Here is a 24514-nt window from a genome sequence, read left to right on the forward strand (position 1 = left end):
ACTATTGGGTAAGTGTACGCATTACACTATCTTTGGCGGGCTGAACAATTTTTTTAGATGAAAAAGATGAATCGAATAGGTGTTTTTACTTCTGGAGGTGATGCTCCTGGAATGAATGCCGCTATACGTGCAGTAGTAAGAGCAGGTATTTTTTATAATAAAGAGATAGTAGGAATATACCGCGGATATGAAGGGATGATTGAAGGTGATTTTGAGGAAATGGACGTTCGCTCGGTAGCCAATATACTCCAGAGGGGAGGTACCATGTTGAAATCAGCAAGATCAAAAGAATTTAGAACTCCTGAAGGAAGAAAGAAAGCTTTTGAGCAATTGCAAAAGCACAACATCGATGCATTAATTGGAATTGGTGGTGATGGCTCTTTCACAGGTATGCATCATTTGTATTTAGAACATGGGATACCTTATATCTGTATTCCAGGCACCATTGATAACGATATTCCGGGCACAGATTATACTATTGGATATGATACAGCCACTAATACGGCAGTGGAAGCGATTGATAAAATTAGAGATACCGCATTGTCCCATAACCGTTTGTTTTTCATTGAAGTAATGGGAAGAGATTCAGGTTATATTGCGATAAACAGTGGTATAGCTGGCGGAGCTGTTTCAATTATTATTCCTGAGGAAGAAACTTCTATCGATGAATTGGTTGAAAAATTGAATAGGGGAGGCGAAAAGAATAAAACATCAAGTTTGGTGGTTGTGGCAGAAGGAGGAAAGTCAGGTTCAGCCATGGAAATTGCTCGAAAAGTGAATGAAAAATCTTCTTATTTTGACACAAAAGTGACTATATTAGGTCATCTTCAAAGAGGAGGAAGCCCTACTTATTTTGATAGGGTATTGGCCAGTAAAATGGGAGTAGCAGCAGTCGAAGGTTTGGATCAGGGGAAAACTGACAGTATGGTAGGGATTAGCCACCATGAAATTATTTTCAATAAATTTGATGATATTATGAATCAGCCTAAAGACATTCATAAAGATGATTTACGAATTGCTAAAATTTTATCAATATAAATTATGATACTAATAGGTACCAGCGGTTCCACTAAATGTGATTGGCAATTAGTAGATGCCAATAAAACTTTACTCAAAAAAAGTACGAAAGGGATGAATCCTTTCTTTATGGACGATGTAGCCATTAGCGATGTGGTGAAATCACTGGGATCAGAAATTATTGATCATAAATCAGAGATAGAAGTAGTCTATTATTTTGGTGCAGGATGTTCCAGCAAACATTTTGCTTCTATGGTGGAAAGAGGATTGTCTATGGTCTTCAATAAATCGCATATGTATGTGAAGGAAGATATTGTGGCAGCGGCTTTTGCAACTTTTAATGGCGAGCCTTCCATTACCGCTTTGATGGGAACAGGTTCAAATGCTTGCCATTTTGATGGAGATATCGTTCGTCAGGAGGTGAGTGGAATGGATTTCATTTTGGGTGACGAAGGAAGTAGAAGTCATTTTGGAAAAATGCTGTTAAGTAAATTTTTGAAGAAACAATTACCAGCTGAAATCGCTCATGATTTAGAGCAAGAATTTCGATTGGATAAGGAAGAAATATTGTTGAATGTTTATATTAAACCTTATGCCAACGTTTATTTAAGCAGTTTTAGCCAGTTCATACAAGAACGAATAGACAATCCTTACCTTAAAGAAATGGTAAAGCAAAGCATTACAGACTTTGTTGATATTTATATTTGTAGTATAAAAAATTACGAAAACCTACCTGTTCATTTTGTAGGCTCTGTTCCTTACTTTTTTGAAGGAATTGTGAATGAGGTAGTAGAAGAACGTAATTTAACCAAAGGAATATTTATAGAAGAACCTATAGACTTACTAGTAGGTTATTTAATTAAGAAACATTATAAAAATTAATATTGCTTGCTAAAGTCAGTTAGCTAGGTGATTTTAAATTATATAGAAGTATGAAAGTTAGCATTGGGATCGATATAGGTGGTACTGGAACAAAATTCGGAATTGTAACTTTAGATGGAAAGGTTTTATATCAAGGTGCAATTCCTACGCAAACAGAAGCGGTTTTTGCAGATTATATTCATTTACTCGCAAATGAAATCCGTAAAGGTCTTGATTCTGAAAAACATCAATTGATCGGAATTGGAGTGGGTGCCCCAAATGCTAATTACCACAAAGGAACAATTGAACATGCCCCCAATTTAAGGTGGAAAGGAATTTTACCTTTAGCAAAAACCTTAGAGGATGAATTTGATGTGCCAACGGTTGTAACTAATGATGCTAATGCAGCTGCAGTAGGAGAAATGATTTTTGGTGGAGCCAAAGGGATGAAGGATTTTATTGTCATAACTCTTGGAACAGGCCTAGGAGCCGGAATAGTAAGCAATGGACAATTAGTAAATGGCGCCAATGGCTTTGCAGGCGAGCTAGGGCATACCACGGTTACTTATGGAAATGGAAGGTTTTGTGGCTGCGGAAAACGTGGATGTTTAGAAACCTATGTATCTGCAACTGGAATTAAGAGAACCATATATAAATTATTGGCAGACTATACTGAAGATAGTGCATTGAGATCCGTTAGTTTTGATGAGTTAAGCCCGGAAATGATCACTAAATATGCTTTAAAGGGTGATATTATTGCCAAGCAAGCTTTTGAATATACAGGTAGGATTTTAGGCACTAAATTGGCCGATACCGTAATCCATACTGATCCGGAAGCGATATTTATTTTCGGTGGATTGTCGCAAGCAGGAGATTTGATTTTTAATCCCGTAAAAGAGCATTTAGAATTGAATTTAATGCCAGTTTTTAAAGGTAGGGTACGAGTAATTTCTTCTCAACTACAAAATCAATCGGCTCCAATTATAGGTGCTAGCAGTTTAATAGTAGATAAACTAAAGAAGGATGAAATCTCTTTAATGGAGAATAAGTAAAATTATTCCTTATCTCTAGTTAAATAGTAATTTTTAAGGTCAAATATATTTCTGTATTTAATCTTACTATCTTCCTTAATGTTGAAATTCAGAGAATTGCCATCAATTATTTTCGGGATAATTTTCTCGTAAATTAAATCCTCTGGAAGATTAAGTGCCTCGATTTTTTCTTTTCCTTGATTTTTATTTTTAAATGCTTTTTCAAATTCCAATGGATATAACCATACATCATAAGTGAAAATAGCATGTTCGTACTTATAAATTAATTTCGATTTTATATGGTTTTGGTTAATCTTTCCATTTAAATTTGGAGTAAAAGGTTTATACTTTTCTTCAAAAGAAAACCGCTTACCTAAGTTGATGTTATTTTCATTCATCAACTTTTTAATCATTTCGAATAGCCCTTGTTGTTTTAAGTCTATTAATATTGAATTAAACACTTTTAGTTTTTGCCAATCTTCCTTGGGAGTATCCGTTATTTCTTCGAAAGCAAGAAGGACTCTTAACCTTCTACAGATCTCTAATTTTATTTCATCAAACATTCCGTCTAGCTCCTTCTGAAAAGCTTCTTCCTTTCCTTTCAACTGCTTATTCTGATTAAGAATATCCATAATAGTTTGGAACTTCACCTTTCCATAGAATTCACTTTGGTTGATTTCAGCATTTTCAAATTGATTTAAAAAGGCAATTATTTCATCAGGTTTATTGGCCAATTTGAAATGTAAATCGAAATATAAAACAGCTTCTCCTCTTTCTGAAGACATAAATTATGGATTATAACTTTAAAAAGTTCTTTGGTTTGGCTGAAATGATATTTAATAAGTTGAAACTTATTCTATAAGTTCAACGGGGATAAAAAGTGCAAGTTTTTTTGTGCAATTATACATAACGTTCATCGATTATTAACAACTTAATAAGTTTATTTATGTATTTTTGCTGTTAAATGAGTAGTGCAGAAAAACTAAACCTTGCTATCGATCAATTAAGCGATACAGGTTATTTTATTTGGGATGATTTTGTCACCAATGAAGAGGTCAAAAAATTAGTTTCAATAGCCAATCAGAGCAATCAGTCTGGCGATTTTAAAAAGGCGGGAATTGGAAAGCAGGCATTGTTCCAATTGGACAAAAGTATTAGGGGAGATTACATTCAATGGTTAGATAGAAGTAATCAAAATCAGATTGTACTCCAGATTCTGGATAAAATGGAGAGTCTTAAAAATACTTTGAATGAAACATGCTACTTAGGTCTGAAAGACTTTGAAACTCACTTTGCCATCTACCCTGAAAATACTTTTTATAAAAAGCATGTAGATAGATTTCAGCAGAATGCCCATCGAGTAATTTCCTTTGTGCTGTATCTCAATGAAAATTGGCAAGAAGGAAATGGTGGAGAGTTAGCAATTTATTTAGAAAATCAAACGGAAATTGTACAACCTCTGGCTGGTCGATTATTGTTGTTCAGAAGTGAACTCGAACATGAAGTTTTAATGTCTTATAAGAAACGCTATAGCGTAACTGGCTGGATGTTAGATAAAGACATGAGTTTGACTTTTCTCCCTTAAAATTATTAAGAAAATAACTTAATAATTATATGGAATGGGTTTGATTAATGTCTATCCATTTCTTATAATTGTTGTTAATACTAAACCAAAATTTTACAAAATGTCATTTAAACCCACTATTCCTTCAAGGAAGCATTATCATCTTTTTGAAGAAGAACAAATTGACCATATGTATTTTGATATTTCTCCAGCTGGGGAAATAGATGCCAATAAATATTCGCTATATAATTTCACCGGTGACCCAAAACTGGAATATGCCGAATGGGAAAGCAGAATGGATATGATGAATAGTTGGTTTTCGGATATGAAAAGCAATGAAAGGTTTTTATATGAACGAGAATCAATTAATGGTTCTAAAGTTGTATCCAAAATTATAGATCCTGTTACTAAAGAAGTGAGAGAAATGCTCAATTTCGCTTCTAACGATTATTTAAATCTTACTCAAGATCCAAGGATTTTAGAAAAAATGACTGCTATTGCACCTTATTATGGTGCGGGTGCTGGCGGTGTGCCTCTTTTAAGTGGTTCAATGAATATTATCAAGGAGCTGCAAGAAAAGATAGCTGAAATGAAGGGAATGGAACAAGCTATTGTTTACAGCTCAGGCTATGGAGCTAATATTGGCACCATTTCAGGTTTGCTGGGGCATAGAGATGTGGCTATATATGATATGTTTGCTCATGCTAGTCTGATAGATGGAAGCAGAGGTTCCAATAAAAAATTCTTCTCTCATAATGATCCTGCTTCTTTGGAAAAGGTTTTGAAGAATACTCAAAATAAGTATATCAATAAATTGGTGGTGGTAGATGGAGTTTATTCCATGGATGGAGATATATGTAATCTTCCGGAGATCTTAGATATCGCACACTATTATGGAGCTTGGGTTTTGGTGGATGAAGCTCATGCAACAGGCGTTATTGGAAAAACAGGAAAGGGCACTTTAGAGCATTTTGGTCTGGAAGGTAAGGTTGACATTATTACAGGAACTTTGAGTAAAGCAGTAGGTTCTGTGGGTGGATATGTAGCTGCATCTAGTCGTTTGATTAATTATTTGAAATATACCAGCCGATCCTATATGTTTTCAACCTCTCCTTTTATAGGTTCTGTTGTGTCTTCATTAGAGGCTTTAAATCTGATTTCAAAGCAGGAAGCAGGAATGGACAAGCTTTGGGATAATATCAGATATGTAAAAGATAGATTAATGAAAGCAGGATTTAATATTGGGAATGCTGAAACCGCTATTTTTCCTATTATTATCGGAGACGATAATAAGGTAAAGGAAATGACTTATCGTTTGCATCTAAAGAATATTTTTGTGAATCCTGTGCCTTATCCCGCAGTCCCAAGAAAACTTACGCGAGTAAGAATGACGGTTACGGCAGGTTTTTCTATTGAGCAATTAGATTATACTTTAAATCAAATTGAAGAAATCGGTAAAGAATTAAATATCATATAATTTCAGAAGGCATAGCATGAGTTAGAATCGTGCTATGCTTTTACATTAAGCTAACTGAATTATTTCCTCCATATATTTATTAAACCCTCCTGCAATTGTTCGCTTTTGTATGCATTTGATGTTCAATACTGAACACTCCTAAACTTAGATTTCTAATAAATTACCTTCTAAACCCAAATTTAGCCACTTACAGAATATGGCACATTCCGTGCATCGAGAGCTAGCATGAACGCATCTATTAACTAAAGAACGAAACATGCAAACGCTTAAGAACATGAAAACTATTTTAACTCTACTAACTCTAACACTTTTTTTAACATCTTTTGCGCAAGCGCAAAACGGTTTAATCAAAGGTGTATTGACAGACAATCAAGATGCGCCACTACCTTATAGTAATGTGGCGGTTTACCAATCTTCGGATTCAAGTTTATTAACGGGTAGCATCACCGATGCTGAAGGTCAATTCTATATCAATGTGAAATATGGCGATTATTATTTAAAGATTTCCGCTGTTGGTTTTGAAACTTACCTTTCTAAAAGTATAACTGTAAATGCCAATAATCCAACAATTGATTTATCTGAAATCAAGTTGGAAGAAGATGTACAGGTGATGGATGCTGTGGAAGTAAAAGCCATGCGACCACAAGTGATAGTGGAGGCTGATAAGATGGTTGTGTCTGTTGAAGGAACGGCAATGGCGGCTGGAGCTACTGCTTATGAAGTCTTAGAGAAATCCCCAGGGATTTTTGTCGATCAGGATGGAAATATTCAGCTCAATGGAAAATCTGGTGTGCAGGTTATGATTGATGGGCGCAGATCTTATTTATCCGCTGCTGATCTGCAAAATATGTTGCAAGGAATGTCAGCTGATAATATCAAAACCATAGAAATCATCAATAATCCATCCGCTAAATATGATGCTGAGGGAAATGCAGGTATCATCAATATTACCTTGAAGAAAAATAATATTCAGGGTGTAAATGGAAGTGTGAATGCAGGTTATCGATATAATGAAATGCAAAATTATAATACAGGCTTGCAATTAAACCATAAAAAAGGGGACTGGAATTCTTTCATAAACGCAGATTTATCTCAAAGAGGAAGAATAAGAGATGCTGGTTTTTATAGAGAAATTACTCAAAATAACGGAGTCACCACTATTTTTGATCAGACTGGTAAAGAATATGTAAACAGAGTAATTCCTTCTTTAAGACTAGGTACTGATTATGATATAAATGATATGCAATCAGTAGGCGTAATGTTCAATATATATGGTCAAGATGTTTACCACGATTTTAATATCGATACTGAATTGGAACAAGGGGCTAATGAATTTATGATTAATTCAGATAATCAGATTGATTACAGATTCTTAAATACTCAAGGTAATTTGCATTATGTTCATAAGTTGGATACTAATGGCACAAAAATAACTGCTGATTTAAATTATGTGAAATTATTTAATGATGGTGGGTCATCCTTCACTAATAGTTATTTCCAGGAAGGAAACTCTGAGCCTTATTCAGTGGAGAGATTGGAAAATGAAAATCCTTTTGCCTATGATATTTACTCAGCCCAAGTAGATTTTGAAGGAAAATTATTTGATGAAATTAAAGTGGAATCAGGTTTGAAAGCTAGTCATGTGGTTTCTGATAATGAATTGAATTTTTATGAAATTGAGGATAATCAACGGACTTTAGACCCAGAAAGAACAAACCACTTTATTTATACAGAACAGATTTTTGCAGGCTATACAAGTTTTGCTGGCAAGATAGGAGAGAAGTTATCTTATAAAGCTGGATTAAGAGCAGAGCAAACTTATTCAGAAGGAGAATCTTTAACTTTAAATACAGTAAACGAAAGAAATTATTTTAATCTATTTCCAAGTTTCTTCTTACAGCATAATATTTCAGAAGGCTATCAGGTTAATTATAATTATAGCAGAAGAATTGACAGACCGAATTACAGTAATTTGAATCCTTTTGTGATGTATTTGGATCCCTATACTTGGGCTCAAGGCAATCCTTACTTGAAACCACAGTTAACACATTCAATGTCGGTTACTCAAACCATATTAGGGCAATATAATTTAGTGTTGAACTACGGCTTAACTAGTGATTTCATTGCGGAGGTTCCTACACAAAATCCTGAGGACGGCACTACTGTTTTTATACAGGATAATATTGATGATCAGGTAAATTATAGTGCTACTGCTGTAATTCCGGTTCAGCCATTTAAATGGTGGTCGATCAATGGTAATCTATCTGTTTTTCATCAGGAATTCACTACCTATTTAAATGGAAATCAGGTGGAAAACAATGCGACTTCAGCTTTTGCAAGAGCGGGAAATACTTTCATGCTACCAAATGACTTTAAGCTAGAATTGAATGCTGACTATAGATCAAATACAGTTTGGGGATTATATGCGATTGGTGCTCAATGGGGAGTTGATTTTGCAGTAAAGAAAAGCTTCATGAATAAAAAATTAGATGCTTCATTAAATATCACCGATATTTTTAGAAGTAGAAGATTTGAAGGAAGTTCTAATTTCAACGGTAACATCAATGAAATCAGTCAGTATTTCGGACAGCAAAGTGTAGGCTTTTCTTTAAGATATAGATTCAGCAAAGGAGAAGAATTTAAAGCTCGTCAACGCAATACCAACTTAGAAGAGTTAAATAGAGCAGGAGGATAATATCCAGTTTAGGTTAACAATAAAAGCTGGAGAACGGCAATCCATTTGGGTTGTCGTTTTTTTTATATATAACTTTAAACAGAATCAATTCCTTTTCCGTAAATATTCGGCACAATATATGTCATAAAATTTCATTTAATAGATATTGTATTAACTAAATAAACTATGAATCAATATTTGAAAACTACAATCGCTGCATTTTTCGGAGGGATAATTGGAGCTCTTTTGATTTATCATTTGACCAATGATGAGCCGGAACTAAAAATTAATGAATCAGCTTTTCAAACTCCAATAAGCAATGTAGCACTCGAGAATTATGGAGAGACAAATTCCAAAAATTTCAATTCTATTCCCGAAATTGATTTCGTAGAGGCCTCAAAAAATAGCCGTGAAAGTGTGGTGTATATTAAAACCGTGTCCGAAGCTTATGGCAGAAGTTCATGGCTAAATTTATGGCTTGGCGGAAGCGGTAGTATGCAACAAGTAGGCTCAGGTTCCGGTGTTATTTTCAAATCTGATGGATATATTATAACTAATAATCATGTGATTGATGGTGCGGATGAAATAGAAGTAGTCAGGAAAAAGAGAACCTATAAAGCCAGTTTGGTAGGACGCGACCCATCTACAGATTTGGCAGTATTGAAGATAGATGAAAATAATTTGCCAACAATAAAATTAGGTTCCTCTAAAGATTTAGAAGTAGGTTCTTGGGTGTTGGCAGTAGGAAATCCTTTTAATTTGACTTCCACGGTCACAGCTGGGATTGTAAGTGCTAAAGGCAGAGAGCTCAATATTTTAAAGAGCAATTTCCCTATTGAATCTTTTATTCAAACGGATGCCGCTATTAATCCTGGAAACAGTGGAGGAGCTTTGGTAAATCCTGAAGGAGAGTTAGTGGGAATCAATACGGCTATATTATCTAGAACAGGCTCCTATGCAGGATATGGCTTTGCAGTTCCTATTGATATAGCTAAAAAAATTGCCACAGATATAATTGAATTTGGCATGGTTCAAAAAGCTTTTCTAGGTGCTGAGGTGAAATCTTTAACTCCTGAATTGGGTGATAACCTAGGGGTGAAAAATCTGGATGGAGTAGTAGTGAGCTATATTCGTGAAAATGGAGCTGCTGATAATGTGAAATTGCAAGAGGGAGATATTATTCGCGAATTTAATGGGGAAGACATAAGTACTCATGCAGAATTTGAAGAGAAGTTGAGTATGCTCTCACCTGGCGATAAATTGTATCTCACTTTAGAGAGAAAAGGAAAAATGATTCAAAAAGAGTTGATTTTGACCAATAGTGAAAACACAACTGAACTACTCAAGAGAGATGTATATTTTTCAAAATCATTAGGAGCAGAATTTGAATCGGTATCTACAGCAGAAAAAGATTTACTAGATATCAATAGTGGAGTAAGAGTAGTAAATATTAAAAATGGTTTTTTCAAAAGACTTAATATCGATGAGGGCTTCATCATTACAGCTATTAATAGCAATCAAGTAAATAGTCCAAAAGAAGTATCAAATATTTTAGAATCTGTGAAAGGAAAAGTGGTGATTCAAGGAGTAAATAAAAAAGGAGTGAAAGGTTATTACTCTTATTATTTTTAAAAATGTTGAAATGAACAGGTTTAAGGCATCATTTCATGAGATTTGATGCCTTTTTTAATCTTGTACTCCGCTCTCATGCTGTCTTAATTTTTCATTCGAAGATTGAGGTATATATTCTTCCTCACTAAAAATTGCCCGTTCTTCAATCAAAAGATCTAAATTAGGCTGGCCTGCATTTACCCATGCGGTATACCAATAATCGCCCACCATTTTAACAGAATTGCGCATCCTTCTTTCTACTTGTCCGCTAAGCATTTTATGATAAGCCTTGGAGAAGTTCCTTGAATAGACCTTCGTATTAACACTTCCTCTCAATTCAGAACTGTATTTACTGTCAGCTGACATTTCTTTGGTTAGTGTTTTCTCAAAACCAAAAACGGAATCCAGTGCAAAATGCGCTTCCTTTACCGCATCCCAAATAGCTATCTGCGTATTGTCTACATATTCTGCCTTCCCAATAAAAAAGTTATAATCTTCAGAATAAAGTTCAGGTAAACGTGATTCCCAAAAACCATGAATTCCATATTGCCCGGTTAATTGTCCGTTGTAATTTTCTGTGGTGTGTAGTGGAACATTAGCATCAGCTATGTAGTGACCCAAATCAGCAGAATATCTTAAAATATCTTCCGCATTATTTTCTTTAAATGCTTCGGTTAATTGGTAGGTTACGAAATGCACATGCCAAGGCACAATTCCATAAGCCTGTAAAGTGTCTTCTGTATATTTCTCAATTGCATCATTCCAATAGCGTGGCATTTTGTAAACAGCACTATCTCCATAAACGTCCAAATCGATATAATGCCTAGGAGCTTCGTAATCCACAGCATATCGTCTTCGGTCAGGGTTAACCGCATTTTCTGTAACATATTGAATATGGTGCTTGTAGAATGAAATCATTTCAGGAGGAAGCCTAAAAACAGCCAGCCGATTGATTTTTTGGTGAGCAAAGAAACCCCAATTTGGTTTTCTAATGAAGTCGAAAGAAAATAAAAAGGATAAAAAAACTAAAGCGATAATAACACGGGAAATACTTTTCATCTTATGATTTTGGCTAATCTAGTTACTAAAGTATGAATAGTAATTGTAAAAACCATAAAACAGAATTCAATTCAATAGATGAGTTTTCAATAATTAAACGTATTTTTGTAAATCATTTTAAGGCAGAGAGATGATATTTTCAGCAAATAGACATTATTTCTTAAAATAAATAAGGATAATGATGATTAGGTTTTGTTTAGTAAAACAAATTCTTTTAAATTTGCAGTCCTTAAATAGAAAGCAAGAATTTCAATAGACATAAATCAATATGGCAAATCACAAGTCAGCATTAAAAAGAATTCGCTCAAGTGCGGCAAAACGTTTGAGAAACAAATATCAAGCTAAAACTACGAGAACATATATTCGTAGATTGAGGGCTACAGAAGACAAGGCGCAAGCTGAAGATCTATTGAAAACTGTAACTTCAATGTTGGACAGATTGGCGAAAAAGAATATTATCCACAAGAAAAAAGCGGATAATAACAAATCTAAATTAGCAAAGCACGTAGCTAAATTAGCTTAAGAATTTTAAGATTTTAATCTTAAGCCTCAACTCTATCAGTTGAGGCTTTTTTTGTTTGTTCTATTTTGATAACTTTTGGGTTTAATTATATCGGTTATAGAATTAAACCATTTTATAGCTTGTGATTTAGTCTGATTATCTGGTAATTACTTTATTTTCATGTATAATTGCCAATAGTCTCCGTTAATTTCAACCTTAAATGACCCAAATGGACAACGAACAATATTCAACTGTTACAAGTATTAAAAGCTGGGCTGAAGCCGATAGACCAAGGGAAAAGTTATTGACTCATGGACGGACTGTTTTATCAGATGCTGAATTAATCGCAATTTTAATTGGTTCCGGAACTCAAGCTTTATCGGCTATTGATGTGGGAAAGAATATTTTATCTGCAGTCAATAATGATTTAAATCACCTGGCAAAATTCTCTGTTAAAGAGTTAATGAAGTTTAGAGGGATTGGGCAGGCAAAGGCTATTTCAATCATTGCAGCACTTGAATTAGGTAGAAGAAGGAAGGAATCAGCTGTTCAAGAGAAACCCAAAATTATTTCTTCTCAAGATGCATATGAGCTTTTAAAAGCTGTAATGTTAGATTTAAATCATGAGGAGTTTTGGGTGATTATGCTGAACCGTGCAAATCGAGTAATTCGGATGAAGCGGGTAAGCAGTGGCGGAATTTCTGGTACCGTTGCTGATGTAAAAGTTATTTTTAAGGAGGCAATCGATCAAATGGCTTCAGCTTTAATTTTAGCGCATAACCATCCTTCTGGAAATCGAAACCCAAGCGATCAAGATATTCGTTTAACCAGAAAAATGAAAGAAAGTGGTCAGTTATTGGATATTCCAGTGTTGGATCATATTATTTTTACAGAAGATAAATATTATAGCTTTGCAGATGAAGCAATGCTTTAAAATTGATTAAAAGATTATGGATAATAACCCTGAATTAAGCGGAAAATATTTAGGTACAATTACTGAAGATTTTGTTGCCATTTCAGACACCTTAAAGGAGGCGTCATATGCAGTACGTCAGCGTGGCTTTTCTGAATTCCCGATTTTCCCGATTTGTAAAACCGAGCAACCCATTGGTCAGGTTTTGATTGGTGCTGGTGAATTAAATCTAACTTGGAATTATTTTATCACTTATTTAGATGAGTTTGTGCAAAGAAAGATAATAGATGAAGATAAGGTAGAGGAATTCAAACAAGCTTATAAAAACCCTGATGAGTTTTGTTGTTTGTTTGTTGTCGATACTGATATGACAAGCTTTGTTTATGTGCCTTATCCCGAGGATTAATTGTTTCTTTTTTCTAGAATTAGGTTTAAGGCCGTTCTGCTTAAGCTATCATTCATTTTCCTGATAACAACATCCATTTGTTCCGCTGTTGCTTTTAATTTTTCAACAAGGTAAGCTGGGTCTTCATATTTTTCAAATAAGCTGGTTAATCCCATCATGCTTGTTAATGGACCTCTCAGCTCATGGGATGTTTGAAAAGCATAGTCAGTAAAATCATCTAATAACTGTTGTTGATTAATTTCTAAATTTTTCTTTTCGGTTATATCATAACTGATTGACATGAATTTATAAATGTTGCCATGGTGATTTCTCACTGGGCTTACTACCATGTCCGTCCAATAATATTCACCATTTTTGTTTTTATTCTTTATGTCCGCTCTCCATATTTCACCAGCCTTAATCTTCTGCCACATATCATTCCATAATTTAAGGCTATGATATTCGGACTCTAACATTTCAATTGGGTGGCCTATAAGCTCATTTTTACTGTATCCGCTAATCCTGCAAAATTCGCTGTTAACTTCTTCTATATTTCCATTAATGTTTGTGATGGAAACTAAGGCTGCTTTATTCAATGCTTTTTCAAAGTTTTCACGTTCTAGTTCTGCAAGTATCTTTTTATTTACATTTATGGCGTTTACTATCCTACATTCTTTCCCTTTATATAATGTACTATGGGAATAAATGTTGACATAAAAATAATTCCCGAATTTATCTTGATGTAGCCATTCTCCGCTATCTACAAATTCTTCTTGTAGCTGTTTCAGATGTAATTGTAGTTTATTCGCTTCTGAGTCAGGTCTTAAGTCATTTAGATTTAAATGGCTTAATTCATTTAAAGAATAACCATATTGACTGCAAGCAGCCTTATTAGCAAGTAAAATATTTTGTGAATTAATTTCAAAAATATACATGGGGTTTGGGTTGTCATGAAATAGTCTTCTGAAATCGTTCTTTACAAATTCAATGGAATTGGTTTTTCTTTTAATTAAATAATATAAAAGTAGAGTTGTGATGGCTACGTAGAAAAATCCTTTCCATTGGCTTAAGGTAGTAATTAACTCTTGTTGTAAGTTAAATTTGTCAGCTAAAAAGAAAAGCAACTCATCGCTTAAGCCAATCCATACTATTCCCGCTAAAAGATAAATAAGGGGGATTGTCCAGTCTTTTTCTTCAAGTTTCATGGATATTTATGGATTGTTTTGGTTTGAGATTAAAACTAGAGTACTCAATATAAAAAAATCCATTATATCTAACATTATAGAGAAGTATTATTATTGTAGTATTTAAGAATACTTAATCCCTCCAAAGGAAGTCTGTTTGCTATCTATGTTTTATCTTTGTGACAAATTAGATTAATTATGCCAAAACAAGCGAAAAATCCAAAGGATACTTATACCATCATGACCGAATTGGTATTGCCAAATGATACCAATCCATTGAATAATTTAATGGGAGGTAGACTGATGCACTGGATGGATATCGTTTCTGCCATTGCTGCACAAAAGCACTGTAATAGAATTGTAGTTACGGCTTCCGTAGATAATATCTCATTTCAGCACCCCATTGCATTAGGAGATGTAGTGACTTTGGAAGCTAAAGTAACAAGGGCTTTTAGTTCTTCAGTTGAGGTTCATATTGTTGTAAAAGGAGAAAATATTCCTTCAGGAAAAAAATACCCCTCTAATTCCGCTTTCTTTACGTTCGTGGCAGTGGATCAATCAGGTAGACCTATTGATGTTCCAGAATTAATTCCAGAAACAGAAGAGGAACAAGAATTATTTGATGGAGCTTTACGTAGAAGACAGTTACGTTTAGTGTTAGGGAAAAGAATGAAGCCTGAAGAGGCCACCGAATTAAAATCTATTTTTAAATTGGATGAATAATGGAAATAGAAAAAGACTACTTAGGTCAAATATTTGATGGGGATCAGCTTTTTGTATTTCAAGAAAAAGAAGATGATAATAAATATACTCTAGAGCAGGAGGATACTGTTGCTAAATCAGTTCAAGAACCCCAAGAAGTTATTAAACCAAAACCACAGGAACCGAAAACTCCTCAAAAGGAAGTAGTGATTTTGGTTAATGAAGATTTAGGTACTCAAGAAAAAGAGACACTAAATAAATTACTAAAAGCTATTAATATAGAGGAGGGGCAATATGATATTATTTATGAGCATCCTGAACAATTGAAAGCTATTCAACATTTGAAACTTTTTTTGTCATTTCATAACCAATTTGTACAATCTACCGAATACGCAATTCTAAAAATAAATAAAGGTAATGCGATTTATGCGCATGATCTAGCCGAACTTAATAAAGACACTTCTAAAAAGCTGATGCTTTGGAATCTTCTTAAGACTATTGTTTAATGAATAGTTGCCTTTAAAATTACTTTCGTGTAAAGAAATATTTTCTATGTTATTAAGTTTCCTGGGCTTAAAAGGATTCATAATCACATATTGAATATAATTTAAGGCCATATGAAGTCTGCAAAAATTTATTTTGTAATTTGGTTTATAAAATAAACTAAATTACATTTGTGATGTTGGTTAAAAAGTAAAACAATGAAACGTTTATTAATTCTAGTATTTGTTTTGGCTGTATCAGTTCTAGGGACTGAAAGGGTGAGTGCCCAAGGCGGCTTCGGTGGAGTCCATGCAGCATCTGAATTGACGAGCAATGGTAATTTATTATTGATTGGTGGTGGCGGAGCCTGGGTCATCAATTCCAATTTCTATTTAGGAGGCGCAGGTTATGGTGGATCCAATTCACTGACAACAAATTCAGGTGAACTGAATTCTTTAGGATATGGAGGATTAATGTTCGGTTATTTTAATGAAGTGAAAGAGTCAATTAGAATAGGTGGGGATATTTTGGCAGGTTCAGGGGGTTATGCAATAGATGATGTTGAGGAGGAATTTTTCTTCATAGAACCGAATATCAAAGTATGGTATTCAGTCAATTCATATATGCATTTGTCTGCTGGGGTTTATTATAGAATTGCTTATCTGAATGCTGATGCAGTATTAAATGAGCAAGACTTAAATAATTTGGGGATCAAATTAAGCTTAAATTTTGGGAAATTATAAGACTAAAGAAATGGAACAAGAAAAGTTAAAAGTAGAAGAAAGTTTGAATATCATCTCTGAGATGGTCAACAGTTCAAAATATAATCTTTCAGAAGATAAGGGCATCTATTTAATGTGGGGTTATGCAGTGGCTATTTCAGCTATTATTCATTATATATTGCAATTCCATTTAGAATTCAAGGAAGCGCATTATGTATGGTTGTCCATGCCTGTCTTAGGTGTAATTAATACCGTCTATTTTGCTAGAAAGAGTAAAAAGAAGAAAGTGTATACTTATATCGATAGAGCATTAAGCTATATTTGGTTAGGATTTTTGTTTGTAATTTTAGCTTTGTTAGTAATTAGTCCTCAATTCGGTATGAATGTAGTTTATCCTATTTTTATGTTTTTGTATGGTATCGCTACTATTTCAACTGCAGGAATTATTAAATTTAAACCTCTGGCAATTGGAGGTGTTATTAGTGTTTTGTGTGGAATAGTTGCTGCCTATTTAAACTTTGAATATCAAATTCTCTTATTAGCATTCGCTATTGTTTGCAGCTTTGTAATTCCAGGTCATTTGCTTAAAAATACCAAATAGTATTATGTTTGATCCATTAGATCCATTATTACATTCGCAGTTAAGATTGGCCGTCATGAGCTTATTAATGAATGTTGAGGAGGCGGACTTTAATTTTATAAAAGAAAAAACCAAATCAACTTCTGGCAACTTAAGTGTTCAGGTAAATAAATTGAAAGATGCCGAATATATCCAAGTAGATAAAACCTTTAAAGATAATTATCCTCATACTACTTGTAAAATAACGGATAAAGGTATTGATGCATTCGAATCTTACCTCAATGCATTAAGATCGTACATCAAACCAACTGATTAAATGATTGATGTATTTCAAAGGAAATAAGCCTTAGCGGCTTTTTTTATTAGTAATTAAGTTTATAAAGTAAAGTAAATTATAAAAAAATATGAAGACTATATATTTAAAAATTAATTGTGTGCTGTGCTTTTTCTTCTTAGTGAATTACACACTCACTGCACAGAAAACCCATGATAATTCAATACAGAAATCAGAGATGGCTAAAATTTCATTTTTAGAAGGTGACTGGAAAGGATCTGGATGGATCATGCGTCAGGATAGGAAAAAACATTATTTTGAGCAATCGGAGAATGTCATTTTAACTTTAAATGGTACCGCTATTTTAATTGAAGGGATAGGTAAGCAGGAACGAGATACTGTTCATCATGCATTGGCTATCATCAATTATGATACTGAAAAGCAGGAATACAATTTTCGTTCTTATTTAAAAGATGGTAAATCAGGTGACTCTAAAATGGAGCTGTTAGATGAAAAGCTGTATTGGTATCCGACAAGTTATATTCGTTATATCATTTCAATTAATGAAAATAATGAGTGGATTGAAATTGGGGAAATTAACAAAGCTGATAATTGGTATAAATTTTTCGAAATGAAATTAACTAAATTATAAATTCTGGAAAGAAAAGATCAAGATTTATGGGAACTAGCTGAAGCTAGAGTAGGATTTAAAAGACACTTAACTTCATACATTATAGTAAATATTGCTGTATGGTCTTTGTGGTATTTTATTGGAAATATGGGAGTGAATTATGTGGATTTATTTTTCCCATGGCCTATTTGGATGACATTTGGTTGGGGAATAGGGATTGTTTTTCATTTCCTTGGAGTATATGTTAATAACTCATACAATGCTGTGGATCGCGAATATGAAAAACTAAAAAAGAAAAATAATATGTAAATTCCTTATTGATTTTAATCACAATAGCTTAATTTAAGTCTTTTATTTGATTAGCTATTGTGATCTTACTACTTAATATTTTCTTCTTAAACATTGCTTTAGTTTTTGACTTAGGCGGTCAAAATCTTGATAATAATTTACAAAAAGGGGATTCCTGCCTTAAAGCTGAGAATTATTCTTGTGCAATTCAATATTATTCTAGAATCAATAAGGATTCCATGGAATTTGATTCTAAGAACCAAATGTTAGAATTTCATCTAAACTATTCAAATGCTTTATTTATTACAGGGAATTATCCTAATTCATTAATTGCTTACGAAAAGTTAAAAACTTTAGCAGTTCAAGATCAAAATAGATTTTATGAGGGTAAAGCGCGCTCTGGAATATCGCATTCATTATGGCGCATGACTGAAAATGTTCAGGCAATAGAGGAGATTTTGAAAGCGATTGAGATTTTTAAGGAATTGGATGATACGGCTAATTTAATAGAAGCAGCTAATATTTTAGCAGGTATTTATGTTAGCATTAAAAAGTATAAGGATGCCAGAGCTATATATCAAGAGATGCTGGATAAGGCAATAGATTCAGAAGACACATTTAACATTGCGACTAATTATGAATATTTAGGTGTAGTTGATTATTACGAAGGAGATTTTCAAAGTGCAATTGATAATTATGAAAAATCACTTGAGATTAATCAGAAAGGTGATAATTCGTTCAGGATTTCGATAAACCTAGTCAATATTGCTGAACCTAAAATGGAATTGGAAGAATATCAGGAAGCCTTGGATTTACTTCGGAAGGGAATAAAAATTCAAGAAAAACATAAATACAAATCTGTTTTAATTTATAGTTATTATACAATAGGTAAAATTCATAGCCAAATCCAGTCTTACGATAGTGGGTTGTATTATTATGAAAAATCTCTTCAAATGATGGAAGAAACTTCTGAAGATAGAGATAAACAGGAGGTATATAAGCTTATTGCAAAAAATTATGCTAAACAAGGTTTGTTCCAACAGGCTTATGAATATCATAGATTACACAGCATTGAAAAGGATTCATTAATTGCCTTAGAAAGAACTAGGGAATTGGAAGAAATTAAAACACGTTATGAAGTGGAGGACAAAATAAAGGAAAATGAATCCTTATTAATTCAAAATTCACAAAAACAAAGAGAACTTCTTGCTCAGAAAGAGCTAATTCAATTGCAATATACTATAGGTATTCTAATCATTATTTTCTTAATTATATCACTTTTTCTAGCTATTAGATTATACCGAGTAAGACAAACACTTGTAAACGCCAATAAAAGTAAAGATAAACTTTTTGGAATTATTGCACATGATCTAAAAGGGCCAATTGGGAATATTGAGTCTATGCTTAAGTTGATGCAAATCGAAAAAGATGAAAGAAGGATAGCTCAATATTTTGAATATTTATCAAAATCAATTCAAAACTTATCTGCTCTTACAAGTCAATTACTTTCATGGACTTTCAGTAATAAAGGTGATTTTAATTTTAAAATTCAGAGTGTTTCTGTAAGAGAAATTTCAGACAGAACAATTGAATTATTTGATTACCAATTGACTGAGAAAAGAATCATGATTATTAATTCTATTGGAAATGATTTTTATGTAAACGCTGATGAAAATGCGCTATTAACTATTTTCAGAAATATTATTTATAATGCAATTAAGTTTACTAACAAGAAAGGTCAAATTATTTTAGAGGCTGAAAAAGTAGGTAAATTTATAGAGATTAAAATTATTGATAACGGATTAGGAATGACTGAAAGTGCTATTCAAAAAGTTTTAAAAGGCAGGCATGTAGTGAGTAGTTCTGGTACAGATAATGAAAAGGGCAGCGGTTTGGGATTTTCAATTGTCATCGAATTTGTGAAAAAAATGAAAGGTAAAATAGATATCCAAAGTGATGGAAAAAATGGAACCACTGTGATTTTGAAATTAAGAATAGCTTAAATTAAAACTGATAATTCAATATCAATTGGGAATGAAATATATCTTCATACAAAAAAGATCCTTCAGCAAAGCCATCAGTAATAAAATAAGAATTTAATAATCTGATTTTTAGGTTTTTCCAGTCGTTTTTTAAATGGGTTTGAATATCTAAACTTATTTGAGTTAATGTGTTTTCTTCTTTGTTATTATTAAAACTACCGTATACTCCATAAAACCCAATATTTAGTGCAGTCCAGTTCTTAAAAGGCTGTAAGTCCAACTTTATAGCCTGGCTGTTTACTTCATTTAATCCTTCAATCCGGTGACGGCTAATAAAAGTATAAAATGGTTCCGCTCCCCATTCAGATGGGAATTTCATGGCATCCTCAGTAATATTTATTGTGTGATTATAGGACACTTGCCATTTGTTTTGACTCCATTTAAATTGCCCTGATAATAACTGAGCATTATGATTGGCATTTAAATAATGGTTTTCTTCTAATGAATTTTGGATAAAATACTGAACACCTAATTTGATAGCGTTTTGGGTGTATTCTAATTGATTAAAAGATACCAGACTCACCTTGTCAATGTAGTATTGCCAACTATGTACGCTTATTTTATCATTCGGTAAATAGTGCCCTCCTAAAATGGCAAGTCCACTTGTGTTAATGGTCTCGTGTTCTTTTTCAGGATTTAGCAAATGATCATAAAGCCCAATACTTTCATTGATGTGAATCCATTCAGTAGTTGACCTGGGAGAGACCTTATTGAAAAAACCACCATTGATTTCGAATTTATGTCCTTCGTTCCAGTCCAACCAAATCCCCTGAAAAGCCGATGGTTTCATTCTGGAATCTTGCGGATTAACGAGAGGGGTATTTAAAAGCATTTTCCCGATTTTGATATAAGAATCTTTATATCGGTATTTAATGAAAAGTTCTTCCAATCGGTCTAAGTCATGTTTGTTATTTGGATCTTCTAAATCAAATAATTGACGTTCCCATTTTGGTGTATAAGGATTTTCAGTAGTATTGCTCAAATCAGTAGATAATATATTATAGGTGTAAATCCCCCCAATTCCCATCTGAAAACCATGCCAGTATGCGCTATGATAGTAAATTCTCCCACCTAACCCTAAAGCAGCACTGAAATTGTCGCTAGTAGGTCTGTAAGTGGTTATGGTGCTGCTTCTGAACAAGCCGCTAACATGTCCTTTTTTAAACCATTCATGAAAACTGTGAGCTTCATTTGGATTAAAAGAGCCATGTTTTACCGAATCAATAGACTCAAATTGTTGGTGGCTGTTTTGCGCTGATAATTTTAAGGATATCACCAAAAAAATAACTATATATGAATATATTTTCATATAAATGAGTTAAAAAGAAGCTCCCTTATTTTTTAAGGGAGCCTCTGATTATAAAAACTATTTGCTGATTATTTTAAAGTAGTTGGACAAACATAATCCGTTTTAGGAATATCTGTTTCACTGATAGCCTTAAATCCACCTGCAATATCCACTAATTTATGAACTCCTCTTGATTTCATGATAGAGGCAGCAATTACTGAGCGATAACCACCAGCACAATGCACATAATATTCCTGATCTTTATCTAAGTCATCAAAATTATCATTGATATAATCCAATGGGAAATTTTGTGCATTTTCCACATGCTCCGACTGGAATTCAGTTGGTTTACGAACATCTAAAACAGTTAAATTTCCAGATTTTAATTCAGAAGCAAATTCACTAGCAGGTATTGACTTCAAACTGTCTGTTTCTTTTCCTGCAGCTTTCCATTCACTGATTCCACCTTTCAAATATCCTAAAGTATTATCATACCCAACTCTTGATAATCGGGTTACGATCTCTTCTTCTCGCCCTTCTTCCGCTATGAATACAATGGGTTGTTGCAAATCAGGAATTAAAGCACCTACCCAAGGGGCAAAGCTTCCATCAATACCAATGAAAATCGAATTTGGAATATGTTCTTTTACAAACTCATTCTGATGACGAGTATCTAAAACCAAAGCACCTTCATGATTGGCCATTGCTTCAAAAGTCTCAACATCTAAGCCTACATTTCCCTTTTCCAAGATTTTGTCTAAACCTGAAGTATCTGCTGATTTATTCATAGCTACGTTCTGAGCAAAATATTGTGGAGGAGGTAATAAACCGTCTGTTACTTCCGCAATGAATTCCTCTTTTGTCATATCCGCTCTAAGCGCATAATTGTTTTCCTTCTGATTACCTAAAAGGTCAGTAGTTTCTTTGCTCATGTTTTTACCACAAGCTGAACCTGCACCGTGAGCTGGATAGACCACCACATCATCAGGTAAAGTCATGATTTTGTTTCTCAAGCTGTCGAAAAGCATTCCAGCTAAATCCTCTTGCGTGATTTTTCCGGCTTTTTGAGCCAAGTCTGGTCTTCCTACATCGCCAATAAATAAGGTATCACCACTGAAGATGGCTTTTTCATTTCCTTCTTTATCTATTAATAGGAAAGTAGAGCTTTCTAAAGTGTGACCTGGAGTATGTAAAACTTTGATTTTAATTTCTCCTAATTCGAATATTTCACCGTCTGTAGCCTCATGCATTTTAAAATCCGTTTTAGCTCCCGGACCATAAACGATAGTAGCTCCAGTCTTTTCTGCTAAGTCAACATGCCCGGAAACGAAATCTGCATGAAAGTGAGTTTCAAATATATATTTAATTTTAGCTCCATCTTTTTCTGCTTTTTCAATATAAGGAGCAGATTCTCTTAAAGGATCTATGATAGCAGCTTCTCCGTTGCTCTCAATATAATAGGCGCCTTGCGCTAAACATCCTGTATAAATTTGTTCTATGTTCATAATTCTAAATAATTTTCTTTTTTAAACTTCTCACAAATATACGGCAGTGATAAAAAGTGGATTGTAACATCAGTTACTGATTGATTTAAAATGCCATTTAATTGAATTTATAAAGTCTTTTTTAAAGAATTTCTATATAATTTCTCCTTTGCTCTATTTTATCTTCCTTCTCTAATTTCTTAAGAAGCCTTGAAATTACAACTCTTGAAGTATTCAATTCATTTGCAATTTGCTGATGTGTTTTCTTAATTTCAAATGAACCGCTTGCAATTTTTTTATCCAGTAGATAATTATAAAGTCTTTCGTCAAGTTTCATGAAAACCATGCTGTCGATGGTTTGCAATAATTCATCAAATCTGGTTTGATAAGAATTGAATACAAATCTTCTGAAGCTTGGGTATTTCGTAATCCAGTTATCGAGATTGGTAACCGGCATCATCCATAGTTCAGAATCTTCTTCCGCTATAACATGAAACGAACTTCTTTTGCCTTCTAAGCAACAAGTAATAGACATGGCACAAGTTTCCCCGCCCTCTAAATAATAAAGAAATACTTCATTTCCATTGTCATCATTCCGCATTACCCTCAACAAACCTGACATTACTAATGGCATTTCCTGAGTTTCGTCATCAGGAGTGATCACGGTCTGTCCGGCTTTAGCCTTTTTCAAGCGGCCTGATTTCAAAATTTCTTCTTTCAGTTCAGGTTCAAAAGGTGTTTTTTCTAATACTTCTTTTATTTTCTCGTTCATTTATTCACAACAATTTTCAATACAATTCAATAAATTCTCAATTTCTTTTTTGGCTGAGGAATAATAAATTTTCCGTCCATCTCTTCTTGAACTTAAAATCCCAGCTTCTTTTAAAGCGGCCAAATGATGCGATAAAAGCGATTGTTCACAGTTTTCTAACTTTTCACAGATTTCATTTACGGTCATTTCACCATGATCCAGCAAGAGCTGAACAATTCTTAATCTATTATGATTGGCAACAGCTTTCAATACTTTTGCCATAGCCGCTAATTTTTTATCGTTCTTTTGAACTTCCATCACTTTCATATCGTAATATATGAAAAAATGTTTATATATTGATTTCAATAAATGTAAAACATGATTAAATCTGTTTATTTAGATACTTCGGTTATAGGTGGTTATTTTGATGAAGAATTTTCAGAAAATACTATTCCATTTTTCGAAAGAATTATTCAAGATAAAATTAAAGTGTATGTTTCTGATTTACTGATAAGTGAATTGTCAGGGGCACCAAATTTTGTCCGAGAATTACTTGATGAAATTCCACTTGACCAAAAAATACATATTGAGTTAAATCAAGATGCGATTGATTTAGGTGACAGATATATTTTTGAAGGAGTTGTTGGAAAAACTAGCAGGGCAGATTGCCAGCACATTGCTTTAGCAACTTTAGCAAATGTTGATGTGTTAGTAAGTTGGAACTTCAAGCACATTGTTAATTTGGAGAGAATTCGAGGATATAATGGGATAAACATTATATTAGGTCATAAACCAATTGAAATTAGAACACCACAAGAAATTGAAATATTATGAAACCTAAGGAAAAAATAAAAACTCAAAAAGGATTAGTCAGCAAATTGAGAAAGATTCGTGATAAAATGAATCTTGATATTTCCGATATGACTTTAGAAGAAGAGAAGGCTTACTTAAAGAAATTGAAAAAATTATCTTCTAAATAACTTCTTATCCA

27 protein-coding genes are annotated in these 24514 nt (G+C 33.4%); 20 read left to right on the forward strand and 7 right to left on the reverse strand.

All coding sequences use genetic code 11. The features are described from left to right. Nucleotides 1-66 precede the first annotated feature (66 nt). Genes pfkA through QYS49_RS06660 form a run of 3 tightly spaced genes read left to right on the forward strand, consistent with a single transcriptional unit; the run spans nt 67 to nt 2930 of the window. Nucleotides 67-1038: a 6-phosphofructokinase gene (gene pfkA, locus QYS49_RS06650; protein WP_308351569.1), complete on the forward strand. Its 972-nt coding sequence runs from the start codon at nt 67-69 to the stop codon at nt 1036-1038. A 3-nt stretch (nt 1039-1041) separates the two neighbouring features. Continuing rightward, the gene (locus tag QYS49_RS06655) at nt 1042-1899 is read left to right on the forward strand and encodes a BadF/BadG/BcrA/BcrD ATPase family protein (RefSeq protein ID WP_308350937.1); all 858 of its coding nucleotides are present in this window, start codon (nt 1042-1044) and stop codon (nt 1897-1899) included. A gap of 50 nt (nt 1900-1949) precedes the next feature. Continuing rightward, complete coding sequence (locus QYS49_RS06660) at nt 1950-2930, forward strand: ROK family protein (protein ID WP_308350938.1); 981 nt, start codon at nt 1950-1952, stop codon at nt 2928-2930. A 2-nt stretch (nt 2931-2932) separates the two neighbouring features. Here the strand turns inward: QYS49_RS06660 and QYS49_RS06665 are convergent, their stop codons facing one another. Continuing rightward, nucleotides 2933-3694 (reverse strand): hypothetical protein, encoded by a 762-nt coding sequence (locus QYS49_RS06665; protein WP_308350939.1) that lies wholly within the window; start codon nt 3692-3694, stop codon nt 2933-2935. Between the two features lie 179 nt (nt 3695-3873). On the opposite strand from QYS49_RS06665, the gene QYS49_RS06670 reads away from it, so the two are divergent. The 4 genes from QYS49_RS06670 to QYS49_RS06685 all read left to right on the forward strand — a co-directional run bounded on the left by QYS49_RS06670 (nt 3874) and on the right by QYS49_RS06685 (nt 10256). Then, a complete protein-coding gene (locus QYS49_RS06670) occupies nt 3874-4494 on the forward strand; it encodes a 2OG-Fe(II) oxygenase (RefSeq protein ID WP_308350940.1) in 621 nt (206 codons plus the stop codon). A gap of 100 nt (nt 4495-4594) precedes the next feature. Beyond that, on the forward strand, nt 4595-5950 hold the full coding sequence (locus tag QYS49_RS06675; RefSeq protein WP_308350941.1) for an aminotransferase class I/II-fold pyridoxal phosphate-dependent enzyme: 1356 nt from the start codon (nt 4595-4597) through the stop codon (nt 5948-5950). Nucleotides 5951-6206: 256 nt separating this feature from the next. Continuing rightward, nucleotides 6207-8645: an outer membrane beta-barrel protein gene (locus QYS49_RS06680; RefSeq protein WP_308350942.1), complete on the forward strand. Its 2439-nt coding sequence runs from the start codon at nt 6207-6209 to the stop codon at nt 8643-8645. 165 nt (nt 8646-8810) lie between these two features. Continuing rightward, on the forward strand, nt 8811-10256 hold the full coding sequence (locus tag QYS49_RS06685; RefSeq protein WP_308350943.1) for a S1C family serine protease: 1446 nt from the start codon (nt 8811-8813) through the stop codon (nt 10254-10256). Between the two features lie 54 nt (nt 10257-10310). On the opposite strand, the gene QYS49_RS06690 is transcribed toward QYS49_RS06685, so the two are convergent. Continuing rightward, a complete protein-coding gene (locus QYS49_RS06690; protein ID WP_308350944.1) occupies nt 10311-11294 on the reverse strand; it encodes a zinc dependent phospholipase C family protein in 984 nt (327 codons plus the stop codon). A 268-nt stretch (nt 11295-11562) separates the two neighbouring features. Here QYS49_RS06690 and rpsT point away from each other — a divergent pair, with 268 nt between their 5' ends. From rpsT to QYS49_RS06705, 3 genes are all read left to right on the forward strand, one after another. Further along, on the forward strand, nt 11563-11817 hold the full coding sequence (gene rpsT, locus QYS49_RS06695; RefSeq protein WP_308350945.1) for a 30S ribosomal protein S20: 255 nt from the start codon (nt 11563-11565) through the stop codon (nt 11815-11817). A 208-nt stretch (nt 11818-12025) separates the two neighbouring features. Continuing rightward, entirely contained in the window at nt 12026-12730 is a 705-nt protein-coding gene (radC, locus tag QYS49_RS06700; RefSeq protein ID WP_308350946.1) for a RadC family protein, read from the forward strand. A 16-nt stretch (nt 12731-12746) separates the two neighbouring features. Then, complete coding sequence (locus QYS49_RS06705) at nt 12747-13115, forward strand: hypothetical protein (protein ID WP_308350947.1); 369 nt, start codon at nt 12747-12749, stop codon at nt 13113-13115. Here the strand turns inward: QYS49_RS06705 and QYS49_RS06710 are convergent. After that, entirely contained in the window at nt 13112-14299 is a 1188-nt protein-coding gene (locus tag QYS49_RS06710; RefSeq protein WP_308350948.1) for a PAS domain S-box protein, read from the reverse strand. The two genes, QYS49_RS06705 and QYS49_RS06710, sit on opposite strands and share 4 nt — an antisense overlap. Before the next feature lie 177 nt (nt 14300-14476). On the opposite strand from QYS49_RS06710, the gene QYS49_RS06715 reads away from it, so the two are divergent. The 8 genes from QYS49_RS06715 (at nt 14477) to QYS49_RS06745 (ending at nt 19961) form a co-directional block, all read left to right on the forward strand. Beyond that, complete coding sequence (locus QYS49_RS06715) at nt 14477-15001, forward strand: acyl-CoA thioesterase (RefSeq protein WP_013455213.1); 525 nt, start codon at nt 14477-14479, stop codon at nt 14999-15001. Continuing rightward, nucleotides 15001-15486 carry a hypothetical protein gene (locus QYS49_RS06720; protein WP_308350949.1) on the forward strand — a complete coding sequence of 162 codons (486 nt, stop codon included), beginning with the start codon at nt 15001-15003 and terminating at the stop codon, nt 15484-15486. The genes QYS49_RS06715 and QYS49_RS06720 overlap by 1 nt, the downstream gene beginning before the upstream one ends. Before the next feature lie 195 nt (nt 15487-15681). Then, nucleotides 15682-16206, forward strand: a complete 525-nt coding sequence (locus QYS49_RS06725; RefSeq protein ID WP_308350950.1) for a hypothetical protein — start codon at nt 15682-15684, stop codon at nt 16204-16206. Between the two features lie 10 nt (nt 16207-16216). After that, nucleotides 16217-16786, forward strand: coding sequence for a hypothetical protein (locus tag QYS49_RS06730; protein WP_308350951.1), 570 nt, complete (start codon nt 16217-16219; stop codon nt 16784-16786). A gap of 4 nt (nt 16787-16790) precedes the next feature. Then, nucleotides 16791-17081, forward strand: coding sequence for a winged helix-turn-helix domain-containing protein (locus tag QYS49_RS06735; RefSeq protein WP_308350952.1), 291 nt, complete (start codon nt 16791-16793; stop codon nt 17079-17081). Between the two features lie 88 nt (nt 17082-17169). Next, complete coding sequence (locus QYS49_RS06740) at nt 17170-17691, forward strand: hypothetical protein (protein ID WP_308350953.1); 522 nt, start codon at nt 17170-17172, stop codon at nt 17689-17691. A 3-nt stretch (nt 17692-17694) separates the two neighbouring features. Continuing rightward, nucleotides 17695-17979, forward strand: a complete 285-nt coding sequence (locus QYS49_RS19040) for a 2TM domain-containing protein (protein WP_372587675.1) — start codon at nt 17695-17697, stop codon at nt 17977-17979. 59 nt (nt 17980-18038) lie between these two features. Further along, nucleotides 18039-19961 (forward strand): ATP-binding protein, encoded by a 1923-nt coding sequence (locus tag QYS49_RS06745; RefSeq protein ID WP_308350954.1) that lies wholly within the window; start codon nt 18039-18041, stop codon nt 19959-19961. A 1-nt stretch (nt 19962) separates the two neighbouring features. Here QYS49_RS06745 and QYS49_RS06750 read toward each other — a convergent pair whose 3' ends face one another. The 4 genes from QYS49_RS06750 to QYS49_RS06765 form a co-directional block, all read right to left on the reverse strand. Further along, the gene (locus QYS49_RS06750) at nt 19963-21309 is read right to left on the reverse strand and encodes an OprD family outer membrane porin (RefSeq protein ID WP_308350955.1); all 1347 of its coding nucleotides are present in this window, start codon (nt 21307-21309) and stop codon (nt 19963-19965) included. 68 nt (nt 21310-21377) lie between these two features. After that, a complete protein-coding gene (locus tag QYS49_RS06755; RefSeq protein WP_308350956.1) occupies nt 21378-22793 on the reverse strand; it encodes an MBL fold metallo-hydrolase in 1416 nt (471 codons plus the stop codon). A gap of 121 nt (nt 22794-22914) precedes the next feature. Continuing rightward, nucleotides 22915-23544, reverse strand: a complete 630-nt coding sequence (locus QYS49_RS06760; RefSeq protein WP_308350957.1) for a Crp/Fnr family transcriptional regulator — start codon at nt 23542-23544, stop codon at nt 22915-22917. Then, a complete protein-coding gene (locus tag QYS49_RS06765) occupies nt 23545-23850 on the reverse strand; it encodes an ArsR/SmtB family transcription factor (protein WP_308350958.1) in 306 nt (101 codons plus the stop codon). Nucleotides 23851-23901: 51 nt separating this feature from the next. On the opposite strand from QYS49_RS06765, the gene QYS49_RS06770 reads away from it, so the two are divergent. Together QYS49_RS06770 and QYS49_RS06775 are read left to right on the forward strand one after the other, a co-directional pair. Next, a complete protein-coding gene (locus QYS49_RS06770) occupies nt 23902-24357 on the forward strand; it encodes a PIN domain-containing protein (RefSeq protein ID WP_308350959.1) in 456 nt (151 codons plus the stop codon). Further along, nucleotides 24354-24503: a hypothetical protein gene (locus QYS49_RS06775; RefSeq protein WP_308350960.1), complete on the forward strand. Its 150-nt coding sequence runs from the start codon at nt 24354-24356 to the stop codon at nt 24501-24503. Before QYS49_RS06770 ends, QYS49_RS06775 begins: the two co-directional genes overlap by 4 nt. The last annotated feature ends 11 nt before the right edge of the window (nt 24504-24514 follow it).

This window comes from Marivirga salinae (assembly GCF_030503855.1).
GTDB classification, from domain to species: Bacteria; Bacteroidota; Bacteroidia; order Cytophagales; family Cyclobacteriaceae; genus Marivirga; species Marivirga salinarum.

Coding starts and splice junctions, on each gene's coding strand:
- QYS49_RS06740 (WP_308350953.1), top strand. CDS start 17,170: ATGAAGACTATATATTTAAAAATTAATTGTGTGCTGTGCTTTTTCTTC.
- QYS49_RS06670 (WP_308350940.1), top strand. CDS start 3,874: ATGAGTAGTGCAGAAAAACTAAACCTTGCTATCGATCAATTAAGCGAT.
- QYS49_RS06725 (WP_308350950.1), top strand. CDS start 15,682: ATGAAACGTTTATTAATTCTAGTATTTGTTTTGGCTGTATCAGTTCTA.
- QYS49_RS06755 (WP_308350956.1), bottom strand. CDS start 22,793: ATGAACATAGAACAAATTTATACAGGATGTTTAGCGCAAGGCGCCTAT.
- pfkA (WP_308351569.1), top strand. CDS start 67: ATGAATCGAATAGGTGTTTTTACTTCTGGAGGTGATGCTCCTGGAATG.
- QYS49_RS06765 (WP_308350958.1), bottom strand. CDS start 23,850: ATGAAAGTGATGGAAGTTCAAAAGAACGATAAAAAATTAGCGGCTATG.
- QYS49_RS06660 (WP_308350938.1), top strand. CDS start 1,950: ATGAAAGTTAGCATTGGGATCGATATAGGTGGTACTGGAACAAAATTC.
- QYS49_RS06770 (WP_308350959.1), top strand. CDS start 23,902: ATGATTAAATCTGTTTATTTAGATACTTCGGTTATAGGTGGTTATTTT.
- QYS49_RS06710 (WP_308350948.1), bottom strand. CDS start 14,299: ATGAAACTTGAAGAAAAAGACTGGACAATCCCCCTTATTTATCTTTTA.
- QYS49_RS06730 (WP_308350951.1), top strand. CDS start 16,217: ATGGAACAAGAAAAGTTAAAAGTAGAAGAAAGTTTGAATATCATCTCT.
- QYS49_RS06750 (WP_308350955.1), bottom strand. CDS start 21,309: ATGAAAATATATTCATATATAGTTATTTTTTTGGTGATATCCTTAAAA.
- radC (WP_308350946.1), top strand. CDS start 12,026: ATGGACAACGAACAATATTCAACTGTTACAAGTATTAAAAGCTGGGCT.
- rpsT (WP_308350945.1), top strand. CDS start 11,563: ATGGCAAATCACAAGTCAGCATTAAAAAGAATTCGCTCAAGTGCGGCA.
- QYS49_RS06775 (WP_308350960.1), top strand. CDS start 24,354: ATGAAACCTAAGGAAAAAATAAAAACTCAAAAAGGATTAGTCAGCAAA.
- QYS49_RS06690 (WP_308350944.1), bottom strand. CDS start 11,294: ATGAAAAGTATTTCCCGTGTTATTATCGCTTTAGTTTTTTTATCCTTT.
- QYS49_RS06705 (WP_308350947.1), top strand. CDS start 12,747: ATGGATAATAACCCTGAATTAAGCGGAAAATATTTAGGTACAATTACT.
- QYS49_RS06655 (WP_308350937.1), top strand. CDS start 1,042: ATGATACTAATAGGTACCAGCGGTTCCACTAAATGTGATTGGCAATTA.
- QYS49_RS06680 (WP_308350942.1), top strand. CDS start 6,207: ATGCAAACGCTTAAGAACATGAAAACTATTTTAACTCTACTAACTCTA.
- QYS49_RS06760 (WP_308350957.1), bottom strand. CDS start 23,544: ATGAACGAGAAAATAAAAGAAGTATTAGAAAAAACACCTTTTGAACCT.
- QYS49_RS06685 (WP_308350943.1), top strand. CDS start 8,811: ATGAATCAATATTTGAAAACTACAATCGCTGCATTTTTCGGAGGGATA.
- QYS49_RS06735 (WP_308350952.1), top strand. CDS start 16,791: ATGTTTGATCCATTAGATCCATTATTACATTCGCAGTTAAGATTGGCC.
- QYS49_RS06665 (WP_308350939.1), bottom strand. CDS start 3,694: ATGTCTTCAGAAAGAGGAGAAGCTGTTTTATATTTCGATTTACATTTC.
- QYS49_RS06675 (WP_308350941.1), top strand. CDS start 4,595: ATGTCATTTAAACCCACTATTCCTTCAAGGAAGCATTATCATCTTTTT.
- QYS49_RS06715 (WP_013455213.1), top strand. CDS start 14,477: ATGCCAAAACAAGCGAAAAATCCAAAGGATACTTATACCATCATGACC.
- QYS49_RS06720 (WP_308350949.1), top strand. CDS start 15,001: ATGGAAATAGAAAAAGACTACTTAGGTCAAATATTTGATGGGGATCAG.